Raw genomic sequence first — 15,734 nt, 5'->3', positions numbered from 1 at the left:
CAGCTCATGATGGTTTCATTTCTTTAATATTAAATGATGTGTGCAACAATGAGATCAATTAGCTTGATCCCTATAAATGGCGCGATCACACCGCCAACCCCGTAGATCATCAGGTTACGGCGCAACAGTGCGCTTGCTCCTATCGGCTTGTATTCCACGCCTCTTAGCGCCAGCGGGATCAGCATAGGAATAATGATGGCGTTAAATATAACTGCGGATAAGATTGCTGATTCCGGACTATGCAGCCCCATTATATTGATACTTTGCAATGCTGGTATGGAAGCCATAAACAGGGCAGGCACAATGGCAAAATATTTGGCCACGTCATTTGCTATCGAAAAGGTAGTAAGCGTTCCCCTGGTGATCAGTAATTGTTTTCCAATTTCAACAATCTCTATCAGTTTGGTTGGATCGTTATCAAGGTCGACCATATTACCTGCTTCTTTTGCTGCCTGGGTACCGCTGTTCATTGCAACGCCCACATCAGCTTGCGCAAGGGCCGGGGCATCATTGGTACCGTCGCCCATCATGGCCACAAGCTTACCGCTGTTTTGCTCCAATTTGATGTAGTTCATCTTATCTTCGGGCTTGGCTTCGGCAATATAATCGTCAACACCAGCCTTTTCGGCAATGAATTTGGCAGTTAAGGGATTATCACCGGTAACCATTACTGTTTTAACGCCCATTTTACGCAGGCGCTCAAAACGTTCAGAGATCCCGGTTTTGATGATATCCTGCAGCTCAACAACTCCCAGGATCTTTTCATTTTGCGAAACAACCAGCGGGGTACCGCCGTTGGAAGCAATGATCTTTACCCTTTCATCAACTTCATCAGGGAAAGGGTTGCCTGCTTTCAGCGCAATATTTTTGATGGAATCAGATGCTCCTTTACGGATGCGCAAGCCATCGGGTGTATTGATCCCGCTCGACCTTGTTTCGGCAGTGAATTTTACAAATTCAGAACCTTCAGGCGTTGCCGGTAATTTAAAATGAGTGGCTGCAAGCTCTACAATTGATTTACCTTCCGGTGTCTCATCTGCAAGGGATGACAGTACACAAGCAGTTATAAAATCGTCCGGTAACACTTTTAAGGCAGGCCAAAAGTGGGTTGCTTTACGGTTGCCTATAGTTATAGTGCCTGTTTTATCAAGTAAAAGTACATCAATATCACCTGCCGTTTCAACAGCTTTACCAGATTTGGTGATCACATTTGCCCTTAATGCCCTGTCCATCCCCGCAATTCCGATGGCGGATAATAGTCCGCCAATGGTAGTAGGGATCAAACATACAAACAGTGATATTAAAGCTGCTATAGTTATAGGTGTATTGGCATAATTGGCAAATGGCTGCAGGGTAACGCATACGATAATAAAGATCAGCGTAAAGCTGGCCAGCAATATAGTTAAGGCAATCTCATTTGGCGTTTTCTGGCGTGATGCACCTTCAACCAAAGCAATCATCTTATCCAGGAAGCTTTCGCCGGGCTGGGTAGACACCATTACCTTTATTTCGTCAGATAGCACCTTCGTGCCACCTGTTACGGATGATTTATCACCCCCTGATTCGCGGATCACCGGTGCTGATTCACCTGTTATGGCCGATTCATCGATGGTAGCTATCCCCTCGATGATCTCACCATCGGTTGGAATTGTGTCACCGGCTTCGCAAGTAAATACATCACCTTTACGCAAGTCGCTGGAAGATTTGGTTACGATACTTCCATCTTCCATAATAACCTTTGCAGGAGTTTCCTGGCGGGTTTTACGTAAGCTGTCAGCCTGTGCCTTTCCGCGTGCTTCGGCAATTGCTTCGGCAAAATTGGCAAACAGAACAGTTAAGAGCAGGATAAAAAATATGGCAAGGTTGTATCCGAATGATCCCTGGTCATGGTGCGAAAAGCTGTATACGCTTACCACCAGCATAACCAATGTGCCAACTTCCACGGTAAACATTACCGGGTTGTGGATCATTACCCTGGGGTCCAGCTTTATGAATGATTCCTTTAAGGCTGTCTGAACCTGGGCCGGTTCAAATAATTTATTTGATTGATTTTTCATTTTTTCTTACTTAAGCATGGAGAAATGTTCTGCCAGCGGGCCAAGGGCGAGGGCAGGGAAATAAGACAAGGCATTTAATACAATGATGACTGCAAAGGTCATTACTCCAAAAGTGAGCGTATCGGTTTTTAAAGTACCGGCAGATTCGGGGATGAATTTCTTTTGCGCCAGCAAACCTGCTATGGCAACAGGACCGATGATCGGCAAAAAGCGTCCCAATAACATCACAACTCCGGTTGTTACGTTCCAGAATATGTTGCCATCGCCTAGTCCTTCAAATCCGGAACCATTGTTGGCGTTTGATGAGGTATACTCATACAGCATTTCGGAAAAGCCATGGTATTTAGGGTTATTGAGCCAGGCGGATGGCTTTACCGCCCAATCGATATTTGGGTGAACTGTAACGATATAGCTGGCGAGCGCCGTTCCGGTCATGATTAGGAAAGGGCTTAGCAGCGTTATCAATGCCGCGATTTTTACCTCCCGTGCCTCCACCTTGTGGCCGAGAAACTCAGGGGTGCGGCCAACCATCAGGCCGGATATGAATACCGCAATTATTACGTATATGAAATAATTTAAAAGGCCCACGCCGCAACCACCAAAGAAACCGTTTATCATCATGGCCAGCAATTCCCATAAACCGGTAAGCGCCATGGTGCTATCGTGCATGCCGTTAACAGAGCCTGTTGAAGTAACCGTTGTTAATGTGCTCCAATAAGCTGTTGCCGTAGGTCCAAATCTTACCTCCTTACCTTCCATAGCACCGGTTGCCTGGCTTATACCCATTTTGGCAATTAAGGGATTACCGCCTAATTCGCTGCTAATACTGGGTAACATAAGCATCATTACACCTAACATCATCACGCTAAAAAACACCCAGGCTAACTTCTTACGGCGTATAAAATAACCGAAAGCCAGGATCATTGCTACTGGTATAATAAACTGGGAAATGATCTCAGTCATGTTGGTCTGGTAATTCGGATTTTCGAGCGGATGAGCCGAGTTGGCGCCAAACCAACCGCCGCCGTTGGTACCTAAGTGCTTAATGGCGATCATTTGTGCAGCCGGTCCGCGCGACACGTTTACCGTATCGCCTTGTAAGGAAATAAACTTATCCTTGCCGGCATAGCTGCTTGGGGTACCATTAAAGGTCAGTATTAAAGACACAACTATGGATAAGGGTAACAGCAAACGGGTAATGGATTTTAAAAAGAAATTCCAAAAGTTACCCAGATCTGTAGCTGTTTTATCCCTGAAGGCCTTAAATACAGCCACTGCGCATGCAATACCCGTTGCCGCACTCACAAAATGTAAAAACATAAAGATAAAGTGCTGGGTAAGATAGGTAGCGCCGCTTTCTCCTGAATAGTGCTGCAGGTTACAGTTCACCACAAAGCTGATGATCGTGTTAAAAGCAGTATCGGCTGTTTGACCTGCATTGCCGTCAGGGTTAAGCGGTAGTTTACCCTGGTACATCAAAACAAAAAAGCCATAAACCAGCCAGAAGATATTTATGGTCATCATAGCTTTGAGGAACTGTTTCCAGTTCATCGGTTCATTTGGGTTAATACCGGATAATTTAAAAATGCCGTTTTCCAGCGGCTTTAAAAAATCCGTCCATGTTTTTTCCCCGGCAAACATTCTGGCCAGGTACTTGCCCAGCGGGATTGCGATCAGCAGCGTGATGGCAAAGGAGGCAATAATTCCAAGTAGTTCAGTGTTCATTGTGTTTTACAATTAAAATTTTTCGGGTTTAAGCAGCACATATATCATGTATATGAAAACTGCAATTGCTACGATGAATAGGGCTAACATAATTTTTCAGATTTTTTCGAAATAGTCAATGGATTTAAAAATGAGCCAACAGCCAAGAAGCAGGGCCAGGAAAAGAATGATTGTGTTCATTGTCTTATAGTTTTATTGACCTTGGCAAAGGATATACCATCAATTTGAATAACTATTCAATTTGCTTATTATCAGTTAATTATATAGATACAAGCAGCAAATATTAAAAGCTAAAGCAAATAAACCCTATCAAAATGATAGGGTTTATTATCAAAAAGGATAGCAGCGGTTATAATTTCCGGTTGTTTTTTTTCCGAAACATTATCTACCAACGCGTTCCGGTCTGGCAGCGTGCTGTGAAGACACAGCCCAGTAGAGAATAAAAATCAACTACAAAAAAAGCCCCGGCAGTGCGGGGCTCTTCCTGAACAGGGTAGTTCAATCATATAGTCAATAGTTGTAAATTAAAGGCTGGCATGGGCCGCTACTTCCTTTTGCTGAAAGTAAAGGTATTTGAGTTTATATTGGTGGGCAAACTTATCGTAAGCCGCCAGGTCGGCATCCTGTTTAAAGTTGTTTTGAATGCTGTAGCGAAGCCCTGTTTGTCCCGGAAAACTGTTCCATAGGTTTTCAATAGTTAATTCGTGTATGGATTGATTTAAATTTACACTGTAAAAATATCTTTCAACCGGCATATACCCTTTTCCCTGCTGAGTTAGCTTATCTTTCTTATAAAGCATAAAGCCGGCAGTATCTACAATGCTGTAGGCCTCATTGTGAAAGAAGCGAAAGTCCTGGTTGTGCAGTCTGTAACCGAAAAGCCCGCTTTTAGGCAAGGTTAATTTTTTGCCCTGGTAAACAAGGGTAACATTTTTTCCATCCAGGAATTCATTTAGTTGCATTTTATCAGTTGGTGATAAGGTATAGGTTAATTTGTGTGATTTGTAATCCTGTTCAGTTAAATAGATGCCGGTTGATCCATTTGAAGTTTGTGCCTGTGAACGCAGTGCGGATAAACTTATTATTGCTATTACAATAAGTGTTTTGATTAAATTTTTCATTTTATATTTCTTTAATTATTCGGGGTGTTTTTGCCATTTTTTTTAATAAAAGCCGGGCGGCAAAACCCGGCTCTCTTATTCAACCTTAACTTACCTAAACAATGAAAGGTAAGTTAGTGCTACGCTTAATTGTTATCTTTATTTGTTTGATATGGATGGGTTATGCCATCCAAGTGCCAGATAAAAAATGTTAAACCTCCAATAATTTAATGCGCTGAAAATCAAATATTTAATTTTAGCGTGTATGATAATACTTTTCTATTTTCACTCGTATTGATAAAGGCCTATTATCATATTGAGGAAAGCATTTAGTGTTTCAGACCTTTCATAAAAAAGCCGTAGGCGGCTTTAACCCCGCTTACGGCTTAACATTTTAATTTATGTAGTGATAGGTTTTAAATCATTTTTAAAAGCGAACCAGTAACGCAGCTATAAACCTGGTTTCTGAATTCACCAGATCCGGTTTGAAATCTGATGGTACCGGGGTGGTGTTGTATCCGTCAGGAGAGGTTACGCCGCCGTGGCCTGCAAAATAAGGCACATTGGCATGTCTGTGCACCACTTCCAAACGGAAGGTTAAATAATCATTCGGCATAAGGTCCAAAGTAGTTGAGTAATCATATCCATGGAACTGGTCACCCGGGTTTGCAGTAAACGGATGCGAACCTGTTGCACCTGTGTTAATTGCCGGGATAGGGTTTGCATCACCTGTTGGATACAATACTAAATAACGGCCCGGATTATTGATCACGCCTCCGCCAATTGTCCAGCCATAATGGCCCTTACCAAATATTACACGGTTATAAGCCATACCGCTTGCAAAATATTGGGCCGGACCTTTGACCGGGTCAGCATGAAAACCATTTACCCCATCACCTTTTTCAAAGCCAATATCTCCCGTAACTGAAAATGCCATACTGTTTATAAAGCTATTTGTGTTGGTGCTTTTGAAGTAACGCACTTCAACACTGTTATCAGAATGGAAACGCTTTCTTCCTGGTTTGTCCTGCGTATCGGCACCATAGTAAGTATTAGTAAGGGCCTGGAACCATTCAACAGGGCGCCATAAAATCTGACCACCTATACCTGGCTGGCTGTTAAACATACCATACGACTGCCAGCCGTTTATTAACCATGGTTCAATCTTCAGCTTATCAGAAACGAAGATCTGTACGCGAATCCCGTTAAAGAACCAGGGTGTATTGTCAGAAGTAAAAGATGGCTGATATGCCCAGTTTTCTGCATTATAATATGAGAACAAACCAACGTATGACATAAAGATACCGGCGTCAACGTTGATACCATGAAGCACATTAAAATGGTAACCCGCATTGGCTTCGCTTAAGTAACGGTAAGCGGTAGCCAGATCGAACTGCCCGCGTGTAACACTAAAATCGTTACGGGGAACTACCGTGGCGCGGGTACCGAATTGGGTGAGGATGGTTGCCCGAACGTTATCATAATGGAAATCACCTCCAAATGCGGCAGTTGATATTTCAAACTCATGATCATGGGCCAGTGCAGTTGATCCAACTACTGTATGGTCAATTGGATTATTATTTGATGCGGTATAGTTCACATCCAGCAAAATACGGCCGGTAAAATATTTAGAATCCAACAGAGCAGAATGCCTGCGGTCGTTCCCATTTAGCCAGGTAAAATCACCAAATGCAAATGGTTCGCTTTTAGCCTTAACTGTGTCTTTTTTTACCACAGTATCAGCTTTGATAAATGACGGAACCTTAACCTCAGAATTGTTGGTGGAGGCAAGGACAGACTGACTTTGGGAGTAGGCATAAGTTAGCGACACACCTAAAGTAATCGACAATAGAATTTTTTTCATTTTTTAAATAATTTGATGTTAAATACCTGGTACAACTAGTATCCAGTTTACCCCGGGTATGTTGTTTGGATTAAAATCAAAGGATCCTGACCCGTGCCAGAAAAGGCAATCGTTATTCCAGCTTTTTATAATTTTTAATAAAGTGTTGTTTATCAGATTGTTATTAAAAAAAAGAACCGGCTATGTTAAGCTGGTTCTTTAAAAGGTTCTCATTTCGCTTCGGTTGTTTTCTCAAAATGATCAATTTAAAAGAAGATGGTATTCTTCAATTTTGCGATAGAGAGTTGCCAGACCAATTCCCAGGATCCTGGCAGCTTCAGACTTATTGCCTTTTGCATACTTTAGTATCCGGTTAATATGATACTTCTCCACGCTATCCAGGTCAAGAGCCGCCAGGTCAAAATAGCCGCCATTATGAAACTCATAAGGCAACAGTTTTGGGGTCAGGATCGGCTCATCCATCAAAATGATCACCCTTTCAATCACATTTTTTAATTCCCTGATATTTCCATTCCATTTGTGCTGATTGAGCAGCTTAAAAAAACGCCCGTCAATTTCAGGGACCTTCTTTTTTACTTTTGCAGCATAAATTTTTATAAAATGATGCGTAAGAGTTTCTATATCACCGGATCTTTCACGTAAAGGAGGTAATACGATAGAAAAACCCGATAAGCGGTAATACAAATCCAGGCGAAAGTGATTTTCTTCAGCTTCTTTCTGCAGATCGCGGTTGGTGGCTGCTATCAGGCGAATATCAACTTTGGTCATTTTTGTTTCGCCGACTTTTATAAAGGTGCCGTTTTCCAGCACCCGCAAAAGCTTCGCCTGCAGGTCAAGACTCATTTCACCTAATTCGTCCAAAAAAATAGTTCCACCGTTAGCTTCTTCAAACAGGCCCTTTTTATCTTTTACTGCACCTGTAAAGGCACCGGTCTTATACCCAAACAATTCACTCTCCAATAGCTCTTTACTAAAAGCACTGCAGTTAACAGCCACAAAGGGCTTATCCTTTCTTAAGCTTTCCTGGTGTATAGCCTCAGCAAAAACCTCTTTTCCTGTCCCGGTTTCACCAAGTAAAAGCACGGTAGCATCTGTTTTGGATACTTTTTTAGCCAATTCAACGGCTTCCATAATTGCCGGAGACTGACCTAAAACTATTGGGAAACCTCTTTGCTCTTCAATCTGCTGCTCCAGCTTATTTAACCGGAATTGCAGATTGGCCTTATCAAGGGCCTTACTAACCAGGGGGATAATTTTTTCGTTATCGTCACCTTTTGTTAAATAATCAAAGGCGCCGTTCTTAATCGCCAAAACACCATCACTGATGGAGCCAAAAGCCGTAAGATTGATCACTTCAACCCAGGGTTTAACCTGTTTTATCTTTTTAACCAACTCCACACCATTGGCATCAGGCAGTTTCACGTCGCATAACACCACACTGATGTCTTCAATCTCTAACAAACGGATGCCGGTCTTTGCTGTTGATGCCTGGGATACATGATATCCCTCCATTTCAAGTATCCGGGCCAGCAAAGCGCTGAGCTTTACCTCATCATCAATTATTAATATGTTTGATTTCATTTTTGTACTTGTTTGGATTATTGATCAGCATCAACGGGAGCGTATCCAGCAGTTTGATATATAAATTGACCCCGTTCTTTATTTCTTCCAGGAAAATATACTCATCTGAAGAATGTGACCGGGCAGAATCACCCGGCCCGATTTTTACGGAAGGGATTGTAAGCCAGGCCTGGTCTGAAGTAGTTGGCGAACTATAGGTTTTACAGCCTATGGCCATCCCTGTTTTTACTATGGGATGGTCAAAAGGTACGGATGATGGCCCTAACGAACCCGGACGGACACTGATTTCTGATAACACAGCATTTTTGATCGTATTTAGGATATAATCCTGGGTATAGGTATCATCATTGCGAATATCCACGGTAAATTCACATTTACCCGGCACAATATTATGCTGCAATCCTGCTTTAATAGTTGTAACATTCATTTTAACCGGAGCCAGGCCCTCCAATTGCTGGGGGAACCGGAAAGTTCTGAACCATTCCAGGTCCTTCATGCATTTGTAAATGGCGTTTTCTCCTTCTTCTCTTGCAGCATGGCCCGAGCGGCCTTTGCTGATACAATCAATAACCAAATTGCCTTTTTCAGCTACAGCCATCTGCAATAAGGTTGGTTCGCCTACTATGGCCAGCTCCAGTTTACCCAATAAAGGCAAAATAGACCTGATACCGTTTTGCCCTGAATTTTCCTCTTCTGCAGTTGCTGCCAAACAAACATTAAATCCCAGGCCCTGGTAACAATAAAAGTGAAGGAAAGTAGCAATAAGCGATACCAGGCAACCCCCGGCATCATTGCTGCCTAATCCATATAATCGCCCTGCAATAATTTCCGGGCAAAAAGGGTCATTGGTATAACCATCATTAGGCTTAACCGTATCAATATGAGAGTTCAATAGAATGGTTGGCCATGATGGGTCATAAAATTTATTGTAACACCATAAATTATTACCCTTTCTTTTTACTTTGATGGCATAACTTGCCAGGTACTCCTGGATTAGGTCGGCCGCTTCTTCTTCCTGTCCGCTAAACGACGGTGTCCTGATCAATTTTTGCAATAAAGTGACAGCTTCACTAAATAAATGGTTACTTAACGGCATCTTTTCGCGCACCGGCGAAAGTTCTCTTGCTTTAAAATTTCTAATCATGGTAGTTTTAGTTTAGTTTAACTTTGGGCTAAACAGCATAGCTGTACAAAGACAATTGCACCTGTTCTTACTTTGCAAAACATCATAGTTCACGCAGCTTTTACAGCCATCCCAAAAGGTAGTTTCCCGTGCTATTTCTGCATAGGTAACCGGCTCGAAACCCAGGCGGGTGTTCATCTTCATAACAGCCGAACCCGAGGTGACACTAAACACCTTTGCCAGCGGATACCTTGTGCGTGAAAGTTCAAATATTTGTGTTTTGATGAGAGAGGCTACACCTTTGTTGCGATGATCCGGAGATACGATCAGACCGCTGTTCGAGACAAACCTTTCATTGTCCCAGGTTTCGATATAGGAGAAACCGGCCCACTCACCATTTTCGGTTACGGCAACGATTGCTTTGCCGTTGTCTATTTTTTCAATGATCGAGGCTGCTGATCTTTTGGATATTCCCGAGCCTCTTGCTATTGCGGAACTTTCCATTTCATGAATAATTTGGTCAGCAAAAACCACATCAGAGGGTATCGCTGACCTTGCAATAATTCGTTCATCTTCCATTTCTTTTTTGTTTATTTCAGTTAAAGCTTTAAAAAGGTTTTAACCGGATATAGTCTATACCAAAAGAATGCCTATTATATATGTATGCTGCAAAATGTGCATTTAAAGCATGCAAAGGCTGTTTTTATTAATTTTAGGATATTTCACACATAAAAAAAACCTCTCAAAATGAAAGGCTTTTTTTTCAAAATAATCTGTTTACAGAATTAATGTACCGGGTGACGGCTCACATTATTGATGGCATTATTTTCCAGGTAACCATGTTCGTTTACTGAAAGGTTACTATAGGCCTTTACAACTACTGCTTTTTTCTTTTTTGGGCCCCTTAAAGGAATAATAATAATTGCCAATAAGGCACTTACTTTTAATAAGATATAAAATATTGTCATGACGTTTTTGTTAATAAAAAGTATAAAAAATAAACTTCTGGTCTATAATTAACTAATGCCATGCCATATATTGATGTAATTGAATTAATGGCTTTATTATGTTAGGAAAGCGGGTTTTTAAGTATTCAAGGTATCATTGTTTTTTAAATGCCTTTCATTTTGACAGGACTAAATTATCATAATGATAGTTTAATGCTTGAGCCAGGTTCAGAGATCTATTTAATAAATGAATCCAAAATTTCTGCATTTGTGACTAAGAGGCTGTATCAAAAGACTTAAATCTAAAAAACACTCAAAATAATAGTTGGTCCCTGTGATCTCCGTGCCTTCTTTGTGATCTCTGCGGTAAAAAATCATTAACCACGAAGTGCAAAGGAGACGCAGAGCAGCACGGAGTTTTATTACCCCAAATTTATTTTTGTTCGGTATCTTATAATTTTACTTTTGATACAGCCTCTTCCTTTGCTGGCAGCTATTTTATAGAACAGGTTTATTCATTTAAAAATTCTTCAACCAGGGCAGCGGTCATCCCGGGTAATTTACTGCCATTTTTTGCAGTGCCGGCCTCGCCAATAAATGAGCCATGTACACCAGGCAATACAGCCAGCTGTGCACCTGGTATTAAGCGCGACATTTGTACAGTATGCTCAACCGTTATCACATCATGATCTGCAACCATAAACAAAGCCGGTGCTTTTATCGATCGCAGATCATCATCATTCCAGTCTTTAAAGGTTATCATCCGTTGTTTATCCTTATTGAACATTGTCTGTAACCCGTTTTTATTTGGTGACACCTTTAAATAAGCTGTTTTTAGCGGCGCGGGCATATTATCTAATGTAGCATTGGGCATGCTCTCAAAAAAACCCGGTATAAATCCGTCTCTTTTATAAGCCCCTGCAACAACAACTATTTTGTTAACTATATCCGGATGCCTTATTGCAATTTGCATAGTGGTGCTGCCGCCATTGCTGAACCCTAAAATATCAGCTTTATCTATTTTGAGATATTTAAGCAGGGCTGCCACATCATCAGCATCCTGCATAAAAGATTCGGGAGCGTCCCTGTCGCTTGTGCGGCCATGGGCCTGCAGCTCAATTGCAATTATTTTACCATAACCCGAAAGCAACGGCAGCATATTACCGAAGCTGGTTTCAATGGTTGAACCACCCCCATGGATCAACACTAAAGGCATGGTACCTTTGCCATGTATTTCATAATACATATTCAGGCCATTTACCGGGGCATAACCTGATGTTTTTAAATTTTCCATGTTTTTAATTTGTTTTTGTTGTGCATTTACTAACATTCCTGATGCTATAAGAAACAAAGCAATCAGGATAGAAATTTTTAAATTGATGGTTAGTTTATTAAAAGCTCTCATAACGTTAATATTTTGGTTCGCGCCTAACTGTTTTTAGGGCCTGCTTTTGATGTTTAATCCTGTTAAGTACACCCCAAGTTTCTCTATATTCTGTTTTAATCCTTCGTCGGCCTTAAAGGTTTTGACCACCTTGATAAATTGCTCAGCAGATTCAAAAAGCATATGCCAGGTAATAAGCGTTTGTTCACCCTGTTCTTCAAAATTAATGGTTGCAAGGATCCAGGGGTATGAGATATGCTCATACACTATCTTTTTAAAGGGGATTATCTCTTTAAATATGCTTTTGTTTATATAATCCGTTTCATCAGGGCCATGCATAACCAGGTTCCACTCGCCGCCGGGTATTACATCCATCGTACTTATGGTGTTTGTAAATCCATCAGGGCCCCACCAGTTAGCAATATGTTCGGGATTGGTCCACACTTCCCAAACTAACGCTACCGGGGCATTTAGCTTTCTTGATATTAAAAGCTCCCGGTCATGTGTGCTGCTTTTTTTATTTTCCATATTTTTCTTTTTTTAGTTTTTCAATATATGTTTCCAAAGCGTCCAATTTACTTTCCCAATGCTGACGGTACTGATCTACAAATGCGGATACTTCACTTAGCTGATCTAACCGTGCTTCGCAAAACCTGTCTCGGCCGCGCTGTTTAATGGTGAGGAGGCCGCAATCGGTTAAAATCTTAACGTGAAGCGAGATAGCCTGGCGGGTCATATCAAACTTTTCGGCAATGGAGTTTACATTATGGGGCTGAGCGGCAATCATGTTGATAATTGCCCTGCGGGTAGGGTCGGCTATTGCCTGGTATACATCACGTCTGGCTTTCATATTACGCAAGTAAGTGCTTGCAAATATAAGCGCAAGTATTTACTTGCGCAATAGTTTTTTGATTTTTTTTACGAGTGATATCACTGCCGCAAGGAATTATGAAAACCAGATCCTGGACAGCGTAAAAACCGGGGGAGATTGCAATACTTCAATCGCATCAGGTACGCGCCTGCTGCCAATATTTGGAGGCTATAAGTTATTGGTTTAAAATTATTTAATTCACCAGAACACTCAATTCAGCAATTAAATGGTTGTTAATCGTAACAATTATATGATTTAACTAATTTAACAAAAATGTTACTTGTAACGAAACTTATTTTTTCCCCACTTTTGTACGCCCCTATTAAGATAACCGGAAATCCCGCCCAGCAGCCGATCTCTGGCTATTGCAATAGTACATAAAGCAAGTTTAATTTTTAACACAGCATTCTGAATTCAGAACGCTGTATAGCTTTTTATATGGATAGCATCCGCTTTAAAATATTTATCTCCTGTTTATGTTGCTTACCGCTGACTGCCTTGTGCCAGGTAAAGCAAAAAAACAATTTGCCGCCGGTTACCCAGCCCGATACCAGCAAAAACACACTGTTAGTGCCCTTTAATCCGCAGGATACCGGCAAAAACAGCCCGGGCCAGTTTTTTACCCTGCAACAATGCATTGATTATGCGATGACACACCAACCGGGAGTAAACAAAGCTTTAATAAATGTAAGCATCGCCAAAGAAACAAACGGGGTAAATTTATCAGGATGGCTTCCGCAGGCAACCGCCTCCGGCGATCTGATCCATTACCTGCAAACATCAAGTAATGGCAATGTTAGCAATCCGGGTACAACTACGCCAACAGGTGCATCAACATCGTCTTCCAGGGGGCAATCCACTAATACCTTTATCCCCGGGGTGTCAGTTTCGCAGGCCATATTTAGCCCAACCTTATTATATGCCTATAAAAGCGCGCCTTTGTTCTTAAAACAGGCACAGCAGATTACTGACAGTACTAAGATCTTCCTGGTGTCGTCTGTAAGCAAGTCATTTTATAATGTGCTGCTTACGCTTGAGCAGATCAATGTATTAAAAGAGGATACCACCCGTCTTGGAAAAAATCTGCGTGATGCTTATCATCAATACAAGGGTGGAATTGTTGATGAAACAGACTATGAGCAAGCGGATATCACCCTTAATAATTCCAAAGCACAGCTTAAGCAGGCTAATGAAAATGTGGTTCCGCAATATGCCGCTTTAAAACAGCTAATGGGGTTCCCTGTAGAAAAGGAGTTTAATGTAAGCTTTGATACCGTGCAAATGATCAAGGGCATTTATATTGACACCGCGCAGCAGCTGCAATATGAAAGGCGCATTGAATTTCAACAGATCGAAACCAGCAAAGCGCTGCAAACACAAACTGTAAATTTTTACCGCACTTCGTATTTGCCAACTTTATCAGCATTTTATAATTATAACCTGGCTTTTCAAAATAACCGGTTTTCTGATCTGCTGTCAAACTCATACCCAAGCCAGTTGGTTGGCCTTTCATTCAGCATTCCCATTTTTACCGGGTTTTCACGAACTCACAATCTGCAAAAGGCAAAGCTGCAGCAACAGCTTATCAACTGGGACGAAACAGACCTTAAGCTGCAGATAAACAAAGAATATAAAACGGCCATAGCCAATTACAAAAGCAATTTTTATAACCTGCAGCTGCTGCAAAAAAATGTGGCTATGGCAAAACGGGTATATTTTGTTGTAACACTTCAGTACAAGCAAGGTATCGTGCCTTATTTAAATGTGATAACTGCCGAATCAAACCTGATAACTTCTGAAACAAGCTACCTGAATGCCCTATTTCAGTTGTTATCAAGCAAAATCGATCTTGAAAAATCAATGGGAATTATTTCTTACTAATTATTAAAACAACCGCCTCAATGAATAGAGTAATTTTGAATGCTGTTTTTTTAAGTTGCCTGGTTATTACTGCCTGCAAAAAAAAACAGCCGCCCGTAAATCCCGAAGTGCCGGTAAGCTTAATAAAGTTAAAAACAAAAAATGTTTTATACTTTGATAATTACCCGTCAACAACGGCAGCGCTAAGCCAGGTAAGCTTGCTTCCGCAGATACAGGGTGCCATTACAGGGATATTTTTCACAGAAGGAACCAACGTTAAAAAAGGCCAGAAACTGTATGAAATAGATGAAAGGATCTACCGCGACAACTATGATGCCGCAATTGCCAACGCAAAAATGGCCGAGGGGAACCAGGTACAGGCCCAGCAGGATGCAGACCGGTATGATTACCTGAACAAGTACAATGCCGTAGCCAAACAACTGTATGACCATGCGATAATAACACTGCAAAACGCTAAAAACTCGGTTAAATCGGCAGAACAGGCGGTTAAAACTGCTAAAACCAATTTAACTTATGCTATAGTCACCGCTCCGTTTGATGGCACAATAGGCTTTAGCCAGGTAAAGCTGGGCAATGTGGTTACGCCAGGTACAACGGTTTTAAATACGATCTCAACAGTTGATCCGGTAGCAGTTGATTTTATTATTAATGAGAAGCAGCTGCCGCATTTTGAAAAGCTGCAGGGTGGCAAGCACAATGTCGATTCTTTGTTTACCATTCTTCTGCCTGATAATTCACTTTATCCATTTACCGGGAAGATCTCTGTTATTGACCGTGCCGTTGATTCACAAACAGGTTCCATCAGGGTAAGGCTGGTATTCCCTAATCCTAAAAATTATTTAAGGGTGGGCATGAGCTGCGTAGTGCGCGTTCATAACGAAGAAACATCGCCGCAAATGGTATTGCCAAGCAAGGCTGTTGTTGAGCAAATGGGCGAATACTTTGTATTTACGGCAAAGGATAGCATGATAAACGATAAAACAGGCCCCGACACTACGAAAAAGAAAAAAGCGCTGGTTGCAGCTCAAAAAAAGGTGCAGGTTGGCCAAACTATAGGCCCCAACGTCATTATAGAAAGCGGTATAACCCCGGGCAGCAGGATAGTTACCGACGGCGTTCAGTTACTGCATGATGGCTCGCAAATAACTACAGCTAACAAAGTTGCTCCAACACAAGGTAAAGGCGGCAGGCAATAAAATTC

At 41.6% G+C, this 15,734-nt stretch carries 14 protein-coding genes; 2 read left to right on the top strand and 12 right to left on the bottom strand.

Annotation, left to right across the window (positions count from 1 at the left end; genetic code table 11):
* Positions 1 to 29 precede the first annotated feature (29 nt).
* From kdpB to JWQ54_RS19325, 12 genes are all read right to left on the bottom strand, one after another.
* Positions 30 to 2,057 (bottom strand): potassium-transporting ATPase subunit KdpB, encoded by a 2,028-nt coding sequence (kdpB, locus tag JWQ54_RS19375; RefSeq protein WP_299588176.1) that lies wholly within the window; start codon positions 2,055 to 2,057, stop codon positions 30 to 32.
* A gap of 6 nt (positions 2,058 to 2,063) precedes the next feature.
* Positions 2,064 to 3,782, bottom strand: coding sequence for a potassium-transporting ATPase subunit KdpA (gene kdpA, locus JWQ54_RS19370; protein ID WP_299588173.1), 1,719 nt, complete (start codon positions 3,780 to 3,782; stop codon positions 2,064 to 2,066).
* Positions 3,783 to 3,794: 12 nt separating this feature from the next.
* Positions 3,795 to 3,872 carry a potassium-transporting ATPase subunit F gene (locus JWQ54_RS29215; protein ID WP_073406113.1) on the bottom strand — a complete coding sequence of 26 codons (78 nt, stop codon included), beginning with the start codon at positions 3,870 to 3,872 and terminating at the stop codon, positions 3,795 to 3,797.
* 434 nt (positions 3,873 to 4,306) lie between these two features.
* Positions 4,307 to 4,903 carry a hypothetical protein gene (locus JWQ54_RS19365; RefSeq protein ID WP_299588171.1) on the bottom strand — a complete coding sequence of 199 codons (597 nt, stop codon included), beginning with the start codon at positions 4,901 to 4,903 and terminating at the stop codon, positions 4,307 to 4,309.
* A 406-nt stretch (positions 4,904 to 5,309) separates the two neighbouring features.
* Complete coding sequence (locus JWQ54_RS19360; RefSeq protein ID WP_299588169.1) at positions 5,310 to 6,746, bottom strand: outer membrane beta-barrel protein; 1,437 nt, start codon at positions 6,744 to 6,746, stop codon at positions 5,310 to 5,312.
* 240 nt (positions 6,747 to 6,986) lie between these two features.
* The gene (locus tag JWQ54_RS19355; RefSeq protein WP_299588167.1) at positions 6,987 to 8,327 is read right to left on the bottom strand and encodes a sigma-54 dependent transcriptional regulator; all 1,341 of its coding nucleotides are present in this window, start codon (positions 8,325 to 8,327) and stop codon (positions 6,987 to 6,989) included.
* A complete protein-coding gene (locus JWQ54_RS19350; RefSeq protein ID WP_367187113.1) occupies positions 8,302 to 9,471 on the bottom strand; it encodes a M20 family metallo-hydrolase in 1,170 nt (389 codons plus the stop codon). Before JWQ54_RS19350 ends, JWQ54_RS19355 begins: the two co-directional genes overlap by 26 nt.
* A gap of 12 nt (positions 9,472 to 9,483) precedes the next feature.
* Positions 9,484 to 10,029, bottom strand: coding sequence for a GNAT family N-acetyltransferase (locus JWQ54_RS19345; protein WP_299588166.1), 546 nt, complete (start codon positions 10,027 to 10,029; stop codon positions 9,484 to 9,486).
* A 206-nt stretch (positions 10,030 to 10,235) separates the two neighbouring features.
* Positions 10,236 to 10,418, bottom strand: coding sequence for a hypothetical protein (locus JWQ54_RS19340; protein ID WP_299588164.1), 183 nt, complete (start codon positions 10,416 to 10,418; stop codon positions 10,236 to 10,238).
* Positions 10,419 to 10,908: 490 nt separating this feature from the next.
* Positions 10,909 to 11,802, bottom strand: a complete 894-nt coding sequence (locus tag JWQ54_RS19335; protein WP_299588162.1) for an alpha/beta hydrolase — start codon at positions 11,800 to 11,802, stop codon at positions 10,909 to 10,911.
* A 33-nt stretch (positions 11,803 to 11,835) separates the two neighbouring features.
* Positions 11,836 to 12,309, bottom strand: a complete 474-nt coding sequence (locus JWQ54_RS19330) for an SRPBCC family protein (protein ID WP_299588161.1) — start codon at positions 12,307 to 12,309, stop codon at positions 11,836 to 11,838.
* On the bottom strand, positions 12,299 to 12,631 hold the full coding sequence (locus tag JWQ54_RS19325) for a helix-turn-helix transcriptional regulator (RefSeq protein ID WP_299588158.1): 333 nt from the start codon (positions 12,629 to 12,631) through the stop codon (positions 12,299 to 12,301). The genes JWQ54_RS19330 and JWQ54_RS19325 overlap by 11 nt, the downstream gene beginning before the upstream one ends.
* A gap of 459 nt (positions 12,632 to 13,090) precedes the next feature.
* On the opposite strand from JWQ54_RS19325, the gene JWQ54_RS19320 reads away from it, so the two are divergent.
* Together JWQ54_RS19320 and JWQ54_RS19315 are read left to right on the top strand one after the other, a co-directional pair.
* Entirely contained in the window at positions 13,091 to 14,533 is a 1,443-nt protein-coding gene (locus tag JWQ54_RS19320) for a TolC family protein (protein ID WP_299588156.1), read from the top strand.
* A 20-nt stretch (positions 14,534 to 14,553) separates the two neighbouring features.
* Positions 14,554 to 15,729, top strand: coding sequence for an efflux RND transporter periplasmic adaptor subunit (locus JWQ54_RS19315; RefSeq protein WP_299588153.1), 1,176 nt, complete (start codon positions 14,554 to 14,556; stop codon positions 15,727 to 15,729).
* The last annotated feature ends 5 nt before the right edge of the window (positions 15,730 to 15,734 follow it).

The sequence above is a fragment of the Mucilaginibacter sp. genome, assembly GCF_028288225.1.
GTDB lineage: Bacteria > Bacteroidota > Bacteroidia > Sphingobacteriales > Sphingobacteriaceae > Mucilaginibacter.
The sequence above is the reverse complement of the archived record's forward strand: the minus strand, read 5'-3'. Positions and strand labels throughout refer to the sequence as shown.